This window comes from Mesorhizobium sp. WSM4840, assembly GCF_055811755.1.
Genome location: NZ_JBVVQD010000071.1, coordinates 1 through 9321 on the forward strand (window position 1 = coordinate 1; position 9321 = coordinate 9321).

The following is a 9321-nucleotide window of genomic DNA, read 5'->3' on the forward strand; positions in this document are numbered from 1 at the left end:
TAAGTCAGGGTGTTCAGTGTCGGAATTGCGTCAGAAGCGGAAGGAACTCCGTCAACTTCTTGAACGTCCGCAAGGCGCCCGACATACCGCGCTGGCGCTGGGCGCGATGATGGAGGCGGACGTCGAAGCAGCTTGCGGCCCGCCACGGCCGGATTGAAGAGAGCGAGGCGCACCGCTGGGGCTCGACGCGCGGCCGGATCGGGTTTCACGGCCGCAAGGTCGCGGTCGAGCGCCGGGGGGGCCGGACCGTCGATGGGCGCGAGATGGCACTCCCGAGTTGGGATCGCGCGATGTCGGAGGACTGGCTCGGCCGCTGGGCGATGACCTGATGCTGATCAACGTCTCGACGCGGCGGTTCGGACGGGCGGTGCGACTTCCGGAAGGCGATGTGCCGGCGGGTCATGGCAGCGGGGTGTCGAAATCGGTTGCGTCGCGACGCTTCGTGGCCTTATCGACCGATGCGGCGCCTTCATGAGCGGGGATCTGTCTGATCTCGACCTCCTGGTCATCCAGATCGACGGGCTGCACGTGAGCGACGATCGCGTGCTCGTCGCCGCGGTCGGCATTGACGGCAAAGGCGGCAAGCCTCCTCTCTCGCGCTGGTCGAGGGCGCGACCGAGAACGCCGGCTTCAGGCGCTTCTGGACAATCTCGTAGGACGTGGGCTCGATCCGGCGGTAGCGCGGTTGTTCATCGTCGACGGCGCCAAGGCGCTATCCAAGGCGATCCGCGCCACTTTCGGCAAGGACAGACTGATCCAGCGCTGCCAGATTCACAAGGCGCGCAACATCATGGATAGGCTGCCCAAGCAGCTTCACGCCGGGACGCGCCGGGTGCTGCACCAATGCTGGGAGCTCGACGACGCCGGCAAGGCCGAGAAGCTCCGAAACCTCGCACGACGGCTCGACCAGGATCGGCCAGGCGTCGCGGCCAGCACCCTGGAAGGACTGGACGAGATCCTCACCGTCGTCCGGCTGAAGCTGCCCGTGTGTCATCGGGCGATGAATATTCCCTGATTGTGGGCATCGAAAATTCCCTAGTTGGCGCTGCTGCCGCCAGTTCCGGGACGCGTCCCGGAACTGGCGGCTTTCGCTCCGGCGTCGATAGTCCGTCCCGATTTGATCGGAATCGGAGCGGCGCTGGTGGTCCAACTTGGAGAACTTCTGATGATATTGGATCTACACCGTCAGGGCCTGTCCGTGACCGCGATTGCTCGGCGAACGGGCCGCGATCCCAAGACGGTCCGCAAATACATCGAGCGCGGGCTCGAACTTCCCGCCTATGGCCCGCGACAGGCGGGGCGGCCAAACAAGATCGTGCCCTTTGTCGACTATCTGCGCGAACGGGTCTCGGCCTTTCCCGATCTGAGCGCCGTGCGCCTGACGCGCGAGATTCGTGAGCGTGCCGCACAACTGGTTCGCCAAAGGGGCGCCTGGCTCCTGTTCCTGCCGCCATACTCGCCAGATCTCAACCCGATCGCCTACTCGAAACTCAAGGCGCACCTGCGAAAGAAGGCGGCCAGAACCTTCGACACGCTGTGCGAGGCTCTCGGCGATATCTGCCACCTGTTCGAGCCAACCGAATGCAGAAACTTCTTCAAAGCTGCCGGATATGAAGCCCATTAATCGCGACACGCTTTAGCCAACGCCGGTTCCGAAACACCGGGTGTGGGCGGCGTCGATAACGCGATTGATCAAACTAGAGTAGCTGTATCCGGCGGTCGTCGCGGCCAGGACATAGGCGCCGCCCACAGCAAGTCCCGGATCGTGGTTGATCTCCAAAACAAAGGGCTGGCCGAAGCGATCGACCCGCAGGTCGACGCGTGCGTAGTCCCGACATCGGCAGGCATGGAAGCTCGCAACGGAAATATCCCGCAGCACCGTCGCGAGCTTGCTCCCAATTTGCGCCGGGCAGATCCACTTCGCCGCCGCCAAGAGTCCTTTATCTTTCCACATGGCAGTATGCTTTTCGCGATCGCCGAAGTCTTTCTCCACAAAAGGCAACACCTCAAGCTTTCCATTTCCGAGAAGTGCGACGGTTATCTCTCGCCCCTCGATGTATTCTTCTACAACAGCATCCTGCCTAGACTGCGTGACGACCAGTTCGACGGCCCGACTCAATTGAGCGGGATCGTCAACAAACTGCAATCCACGGCTGTTGTATTCCTGACTTGGTTTCACTACTAATGGGAATCGTAGGTCACCGGTACTCTCGGTGCCGCGACGCATCATGCGGAAATTTGGCGTTGGCACGCCGGCATCCCGGATAAGCCTCTTCGCGATGCCCTTGTCGAGCGCCAGCCCACACCCGAGTGGGCTGGCTCCGGTGTACGGCACGCCGGCCATCTCGAGCATGGCGGGAACATGAATGGAAGGGCACTCCCCCTGAATTCCGGTCGCCCTGATGAAGGCGATCCCTGAGGGGCGGGCTTGCGGATTGGGTGGCATGAACTGTTCGAGCGCAGTTAGCAGTCCTTTATCGCCTGCGCACAGCAGTGTCTCGTGGCCACCCTCTTGCAATGCCGCGACCACGCTTTCGACCTCCTCCCGGTCGGTGAACTCCGGATTAGGGTGACCAAACTGATTGATCACGCCCGTATGATTATGGTCCCACACAACTGCTACCCGCATGAGCTACTCCTTGGGGTGTTTGTTCCGATATCACGTCATACGCTCGGATTCGGTTGACCGACGGGAACAGTTGCTCTGGACCCGCTCTGCCGGTACGGCCGGCCACCGTCTTGAACACTATAATCTGCTGCCCCGAAAGTACGTCCATCAGTCCGGGGAGTGAATGGCGCAGATTGTTCCTCTTCGCCAGTGGTCGCAAATGGTGTAATCGACCAGCCAATTCAGTCGACGGCGTGCTTTAGTATTGCCCCGGTCTCAGCAAGGCTGGGGGAAGTGGCGATGACATGCCCGATTAGGTGTGTGAAATCCCCTTTCGTGACGATCGGCGTCTTCGGTTCCACATAGAATTTGACTTCAACGACACCTGTAGCAGAGCCGCACGATGCTGGCCGTCAATCAGTCGAGGATGCCATCGCGATCCGGAAGAAGGTGCCACCCGTAAGACGCGGATTGACCTCAATGACCACTGGGCCACGTTTCTTCCATCGGAATTGATGTTTGATGGCCCCCCAGCCAAGGCCGAGAGCTCGCAAGCAGCTCAGCGAAATATCGGCGATACGCTTATGCTGGTCATCAGTCAGCGGGGCCGGATAGATGCACTCACGACCGACGAAATGGTGTGGGGGAGCAAAGTCAACGGCGGCAACCCCAATGATCTCATTTCCCATTACGTCAGCACCATAGTAGGGGAATTGTGCGAATTCTTCGACCAGTATCCTTGGTGAAGACGCCTGTGACCTTCAATCATTATGAGTGCTCCTCTTATCATTGGCATTAACTGTTCGCGGTGTGCTATGTGGTGATACTTGCATAAGCAGGCATCAGCCTTTATCCGGCGAAGGTAATACCACTTTCGGGGATCTGCGGTCGCAAAGGTTCTGTAAATTAGTTTGAAGGAACTGTTGCGACCATTACCGCTGGAGCCGCTCGAGAAAACAGCCGCCGGAATAGGCGGGAGAGGGACATGGATGGGCGGGAAAAAAGCGTGGCCGGCAGCTAAACCAGCGTCCATCGGGAGAGAGAGCGCCGCCAGGGACGAGGCAAATGGATGTGCGGAGGATGGGTGAGCGTCTGGCCCATGCGTGAAAAATGACCAGGAACCCGATCTCACCGCCGAGGTGGAGCGGATCGGCCGCGATGGTCTTGAGCGCTAAGGCGACGGCGTCGAACAGGATGCATAGAGCGATCTCGGCGACTTCGGCCGGCACGCATCATCTGCTGCGCTGGTCATGTGTCCACAACGAGCTCCGATTGCGTCAGCATGGAATGGCTGCTTGCAGCCCATTCCATCGGACGAAGGTGGAGTTTGTCATGACCCAACTTCGCCAGCGCACGAGCGAGTACATTCCGGCTCGGCGCCGGATGTGTCCGCTGTACATAGCCGGGCCGGGCGACCGTAAAAGCGTACAACCGATGGCCGCGCGAGCGGCGATGTCGGCTACGATCAGCTTCATCATTTTGTCGCGGCGGGGATTTGGGACAGCGCTCCGCTCGAGGCCGCCCTGCTGACGGAGGCAGATCGCCTAGTCGGCAATGAGGCGGGTTTTCTCGTCATTGACGACACAGCGTTACCCAAGAAGGAACAACATTCGATTGCTGGCGCGCCTCATTACGCTTCGTCGCTTGGCCAGACGTCCAATTGCCAGTCACTGGTGTCGGTGACCCTGGCCTCGCGCGAAGTGCCGGTGATGGTGGGCCTTCGGCTCTTCCTGCCCGACACCTGGACGAATGATCCCGAGCGGATGATTCGGGCGCGAGTCCCGAAGGATCGACAGGTCGCTCTGACAAAACCGGAGATAGCCATCGAAGAGATCGATCGTGTCATCGCCTCCGGCGCGCGTTTCGGCTGCGTGCTTGCCGACGCGGGCTACGGGTCGAGCAGCTCTTTTCGTCAGGCTTTGAGTGAGCGCAGTCTGCTGTGGGCTGTAGGACTATCGCGACGCCAAAACGTCTATCCGGCCGATGTTGATCTGATCTTCCCGGTCGCGACCACAGACAGGCGCCGCCAATATCACATCCCGGACCAGCCGCCGGTCTCTGCCGAGGTGATGCTGTCTGGTGAGAGATGGCACAAGATAAGCTGTCGGCGCGGCACTAAAGGTCGGCTGACATGCTTGTTTGCGGCTCGACGTGTCCGCGTTGCGGATGGTCATAAGCACCGGATGCTCGACAATCGCATGCAATGCATGCCAGTCGAGGAGGTCTGGCTCGTCGGCGAACGCCGGTCGACTGGCGAGCAAAAATACTATGTGTCGAACTTACCGGCCGATGCTCGCCGCCACGATCAAGGCGAGGTGGGTCTGTGAGCAGGCACATGAGCAACTGAAGGAGGAACTCGGGCTCGACCACTTCGAAGGCGATCATGGACTGGATTACATCGACTCGCCTTGATGACCATGATCGCCACGCCTTTCTCCAGGCCCGCCGCCTCAAAGCAGCGGGACGGAAAAAAGATTCGGGGGACCACCGCCACAACCGAGCATGCCACCTGTTAGCCAAGCCATTCTTGACCTCTTCACGCGGCCGCCACCCCGCAGATGTCCTCATTGTGAGAAGCTGCTCGCAGACGCCCTGAAACCTAACTGCCAAAGTAGTGTAGGCCGTGGAGTCATAACGCCTTCATCCAGATGCGAGAAGGAATGATTTCTTGAACCCGGACCGGGTGCTGAGCAAGATGCGGATGGCGCAGCAGCGGCTCGTCGACACCGCCGACAGGTCCGGCACGCCATCGGTTGTGGCGACCGATCCGTCTCTCGACCGGTTCCTGTCGGGCCTGCGGACGGCTTGGAAGGAGGGTGAAATCCACCCAACCGCGCAAGCCAAGCCGAAGCAAAAACAGGGCCGTCGGCGATTGTATCCCTTCGGCCTCGTCACCAAGGAACTGCAAGCCTGGTTTGACGAAGAGCCCTGGTGGGCGAGCCGCGAATTGCTGGAGCGTCCCAGGCAATATCCCGATCAGTTGCTGCGCACGTTGCAGCGCCGCTTGAAGATCTGGCGAAAGGAAGAGGCGCACGCAATAGTGGTCGGCGCGATGCAGTTCGAGCCGACAATCGAGCCGATGACGAATTGATCCGGATCCCAGTCGTGGGGAACCTTATGATGAGGCAACGGACAATGTCGGTCGGGAGCATTCCACGGTGAGGCAATACGCGCTCACCTGAAAGATCGGCAAAGAGACTTGACTTTCGAGAACCTCGTCGCCCAGCTCAAGACTGGGCGCCGCATCGAGACACGACTCAGGATTGCTGAGTGCGCACCTTTTTCCTAGCCGTCGGCATCGCAACCACCATCGCCTTCTAGCTTCGATCAATTAGTGCTACGCCAAGTTACGAAAAGCAGGTACCACATCCACGAGTTCAAGGTTACTCAATGGATAAGAGCAACAAGCGAGGATATAGCCATCCGCCTTGTCGCGCCGGCTGATGCCGCCTTGGTCGTGCATGTCGACTTTGCCGCTCATGAGACGGATGCGGCAGGTGCCGCAAGAACCTTCGCCGCAGCCGGTCGGAATACGCAGCCCACTCTCGGCTGCGGCGGCAACGATCGACTGCCCTGGTTTGGTAGGAAAGTTTTTGCCTCGAAAACCGATCATCAAATCGTCGCCGGAAGGAACCGGTGCTGATTCAGGTTCTGGCCTCTCGTGCCTCTGCGGTGCCGGACACCATGCCCCTTTGCCGATAGGCCTGGGAACAGGCAGATTGGCTTGGGAGAGTGTCTCGACAGGACGAACAGCGGGATGCATGGCAATCGGTCGTCGACGCGTGGCAGTTCCGTGCTCCGCGCCGCCAAAGGTCTCTGTGAAGAACGCGTCTTCGACGCCGCCTTCTGCAAGATAGATCGCGCGCGTCGCCTTCATCACAGGCTCGGGGCCGCAGCAGAACGCGACGCGCTGCGCCGTGTCAGGCACGATTCCGCGCAGCATCGGGCGGGTGATCCGTCCCGACAAACCCGTCCATGTTTCATCCGGCCGAGACAAGCAGAGATGAACAGAGAGGTTGAGCATGGCGTCCGCCATGGCACCGATTTCGTCGGCGAAGAGCTCGTCGGCGCGTGTGCGCGCCAGCTGCACCAATGCAATATCGAGCATGTCTGCACGCAACCGAAGCCAGCGCAGCATCGACATTATCGGCGTCATACCGCTGCCCGCGCCCACCAGCAACAGTGGCGCCTTTGGCGCATGAACAAGACTGAAGCGTCCGAATGGGCCACGTGCAGTGAGCGTATCGCCGATACGCAGATGTTTGTGCATCCAGAGCGTCGCTTGTGCCTGCGCACCGGCCTTGATGGTCAGTTCGACGCGATTTCGGCCCGTGCTGGCCGACGCGATTGTGAAGCTGCGGTAGAATAGATCGCTCCCTGACACCGGCAGAGCGAGTAACAGGGACTGGCCCGGATGATGCCGGAAAATCTGCCCATCCTGGCGGGTAGCTTCAAAGACGTAGGTGGTGACGTCAGCGGTTTCCGCGCGCCGATCAACAAGCACAAGATACAGATCGTCCGGTTCGAAAACGGGCACGTTGGGCTTCGGAAAGGCCCGCAGCGAAAGGCTCGCATGTTGCGACATGGACGGTTTACTCCGCTGCCATCAGCCAGTGCTGCGGCCCGCCGAACTGGTTCGAAAGCTGTTGGCGGTACCACTTGATGAAGTTCAGTACCAAGAACTCGGCCACTTCGGAATAGGGGCCGGGCTCGTAGCCAGCGGCCTTGATGCCCTTGTGATTCTCTTCGGCGAGCACGCGATCCTGGTCGTTTGTGATCCGCCATACCTCGGAAAGCTGTTCGGGTTCGTAGTCCCAGCCTCCCACCGCGTCTTCGTGGACCAGCCACAGGGTCCGCACTTCGGTGCGGTCGGGCCCCAGCGGCAAAACGCGGAAAAGAATGATGTGATCGGACAGGAAGTGGTTCCAGTTGTTCGGAATATGGAACATGCGCACGGATCCGAGATCGGGATCGGTCAGTTCGCCCAGCAGCTTACGGCAAGCCAGACCGCCATCCATGGTCATGGAAATGGCCCCCTTGCGGAACGGAAGGCGAATGCAGCGGAATTCGAGGCCGCCATCCACCGGCGCATGCGGCAGGCCGAGCGCATCCCAGTCGTGGGCCTTCTGCTGCATGATCTCGAATTCTTCGCCAAAGCGCGCGTCGTCCGGCAACGCCATTTCGACCAAGGAAACCAGCAGTTCGGGATGCGCACCGCCGCAATGGTAGCATTCACGGTTGTTCTCGATCACGAGCTTCCAGTTCGCTTCCTCCACGATCACCGATTCATAGGCGATCTTGGTGCGGCGCGGTTCATGCGGCGCGACATAAGGCGAGACGGCTTTCCTGAAGGGTTCGAAATCCGGCGCTTCATTAGCCAAGCAGACATAGATTAGCCCTTCCAGCGTTTGGACGTGGACCGGCTTGAGCGGAAACTTGGACGGATCAAAATCGTCGCTCATATAGCGTGTCGCCAGAAGCTGGCCGTCCAAGTCATAGGTCCACTGGTGATAGGGGCAAACTAGGCGTGCCTTATTGCCGCGATCCTCGCTGCACAGGCGTGAGCCGCGATGGCGGCAGGAATTGTGGAAGGCACGCAACTCGCCCTCTTGGTCCCTGAGGACGATCACCGGTGCGGTGTCGATCTGCACGGTGACGAAATCCCCCGGATCGGGGAGCTCGCATTCGGGCGCGACGAACAGCCATTCCTTGAAGAAAACGGCCTCGATATCCGCCCGGTAGATATCGGGATCGCTGTAGAACTCCTGCGGCAGCGAATAGCCGTCAGCACAGCGCGCCAGCGCATCGCGGGTCTTCTGTTCATGGCCGGCGGCCTGTGGGTTGCTCATCGGACTACCTCGCAACGGAAAGACATCTATTCTAGTCGCCGGTTTTGAGACGCAGCGGTGTCGGAAAAACGTCAGCTGATCGCAACTTCGCGTAGAACTGAAGGGCGCGCAGGGCCGCGGCGACGACATTGTCCAGCCGCATCAGGAAGCCGAATATACGTCAGCAGTTGTGACCGACGATCTTGATCTAGCCGACCTGTTGCAATCGGGCGGGGTCCATATACGTCCACATATGCCGGGACGTGAGCCGAGCCATTCCGCTGATGGGGTTGCACCGCTGTCTCAGTAAAGTGCGTCGTCCACATTGAAGGCTCGTCCGCGGAGCTCCATCATGCGTCGACTGATGTCGACCGCGAAGACAACCATGCACCCGGCAGCAATTACATGCTTGACGTCCCAGCGACGACAACCCCATCATTGGAGGCCCGCCTCAACGACCTCGTCCGCTCGGTGCGGCTCAGCGACCGGCATCTGGCCGTCAAGCTGAGCCAGCTTTCGGGAGGGCAGAAGCAGCGCGTCGCCATTGCACGTACCTTCGCCGGCGATCCGCGCATTGTGGTAGACGTCGAGCGCCGACTCGGCTCGTCGCGCCACCGCGCGCAGTGAGTGGCCATGGCTGGCATAGGTCTTATTCAGCTCCGCCACCCGCAACCCAGGTGCTGCCATCGCCTTTGGTGCAGGCGCCACATCGCGGGGTGTGGCGCGCGGTAGGGCCTTCGCTTTGTCGTGATGGAAGCAATGCGACAGGCGCCTGCCTCGCTCGTCGCTCAAAGAGCGGCGGCAATTAACTGAGCACCGGCAAGCCCGGTCACTTCCAAACGACCGAGGCTACCCGCATGAAGTTCTCGCCCATGATTAGTTTGA

At 60.3% G+C, this 9321-nt stretch carries 4 protein-coding genes and 7 pseudogenes; 6 read left to right on the top strand and 5 right to left on the bottom strand.

The features are described from left to right. Nucleotides 1-97 precede the first annotated feature (97 nt). From AC0L3I_RS36360 to AC0L3I_RS36370, 3 pseudogenes are all read left to right on the top strand, one after another. A pseudogene (locus AC0L3I_RS36360) lies at nucleotides 98-985 on the top strand (transposase); the annotation flags it as partial. Between the two features lie 156 nt (nucleotides 986-1141). Beyond that, nucleotides 1142-1402, top strand: a pseudogene (locus AC0L3I_RS36365) (helix-turn-helix domain-containing protein); the annotation flags it as partial. 6 nt (nucleotides 1403-1408) lie between these two features. After that, nucleotides 1409-1624, top strand: a pseudogene (locus AC0L3I_RS36370) (transposase); the annotation flags it as partial. 12 nt (nucleotides 1625-1636) lie between these two features. Here the strand turns inward: AC0L3I_RS36370 and AC0L3I_RS36375 are convergent. The 3 genes and pseudogenes from AC0L3I_RS36375 to AC0L3I_RS36385 all read right to left on the bottom strand — a co-directional run. Next, nucleotides 1637-2629: a D-alanine--D-alanine ligase family protein gene (locus tag AC0L3I_RS36375; protein WP_473530159.1), complete on the bottom strand. Its 993-nt coding sequence runs from the start codon at nucleotides 2627-2629 to the stop codon at nucleotides 1637-1639. 221 nt (nucleotides 2630-2850) lie between these two features. Continuing rightward, nucleotides 2851-3357, bottom strand: a pseudogene (locus AC0L3I_RS36380) (ATP-grasp domain-containing protein); the annotation flags it as partial. A gap of 196 nt (nucleotides 3358-3553) precedes the next feature. Further along, nucleotides 3554-3837, bottom strand: a pseudogene (locus AC0L3I_RS36385) (transposase); the annotation flags it as partial. 142 nt (nucleotides 3838-3979) lie between these two features. On the opposite strand from AC0L3I_RS36385, the pseudogene AC0L3I_RS36390 reads away from it, so the two are divergent. Both AC0L3I_RS36390 and AC0L3I_RS36395 read left to right on the top strand, forming a co-directional pair. Continuing rightward, a pseudogene (locus AC0L3I_RS36390) lies at nucleotides 3980-5204 on the top strand (IS701 family transposase); the annotation flags it as partial. Between the two features lie 72 nt (nucleotides 5205-5276). Next, entirely contained in the window at nucleotides 5277-5699 is a 423-nt protein-coding gene (locus tag AC0L3I_RS36395) for a hypothetical protein (RefSeq protein WP_473530160.1), read from the top strand. Nucleotides 5700-5945: 246 nt separating this feature from the next. Here AC0L3I_RS36395 and AC0L3I_RS36400 read toward each other — a convergent pair whose 3' ends face one another. Both AC0L3I_RS36400 and AC0L3I_RS36405 read right to left on the bottom strand, forming a co-directional pair. After that, nucleotides 5946-7193 (bottom strand): flavin reductase family protein, encoded by a 1248-nt coding sequence (locus AC0L3I_RS36400; protein WP_473530161.1) that lies wholly within the window; start codon nucleotides 7191-7193, stop codon nucleotides 5946-5948. Between the two features lie 7 nt (nucleotides 7194-7200). Continuing rightward, nucleotides 7201-8457, bottom strand: coding sequence for an aromatic ring-hydroxylating oxygenase subunit alpha (locus tag AC0L3I_RS36405; RefSeq protein WP_473530162.1), 1257 nt, complete (start codon nucleotides 8455-8457; stop codon nucleotides 7201-7203). A gap of 303 nt (nucleotides 8458-8760) precedes the next feature. On the opposite strand from AC0L3I_RS36405, the pseudogene AC0L3I_RS36410 reads away from it, so the two are divergent. After that, nucleotides 8761-9018 (top strand): annotated as a pseudogene (locus tag AC0L3I_RS36410) (ATP-binding cassette domain-containing protein); the annotation flags it as partial. Between the last annotated feature and the right edge of the window lie 303 nt (nucleotides 9019-9321).

Coding starts and splice junctions, on each gene's coding strand:
- AC0L3I_RS36375 (WP_473530159.1), bottom strand. CDS start 2,629: ATGCGGGTAGCAGTTGTGTGGGACCATAATCATACGGGCGTGATCAAT.
- AC0L3I_RS36400 (WP_473530161.1), bottom strand. CDS start 7,193: ATGTCGCAACATGCGAGCCTTTCGCTGCGGGCCTTTCCGAAGCCCAAC.
- AC0L3I_RS36405 (WP_473530162.1), bottom strand. CDS start 8,457: ATGAGCAACCCACAGGCCGCCGGCCATGAACAGAAGACCCGCGATGCG.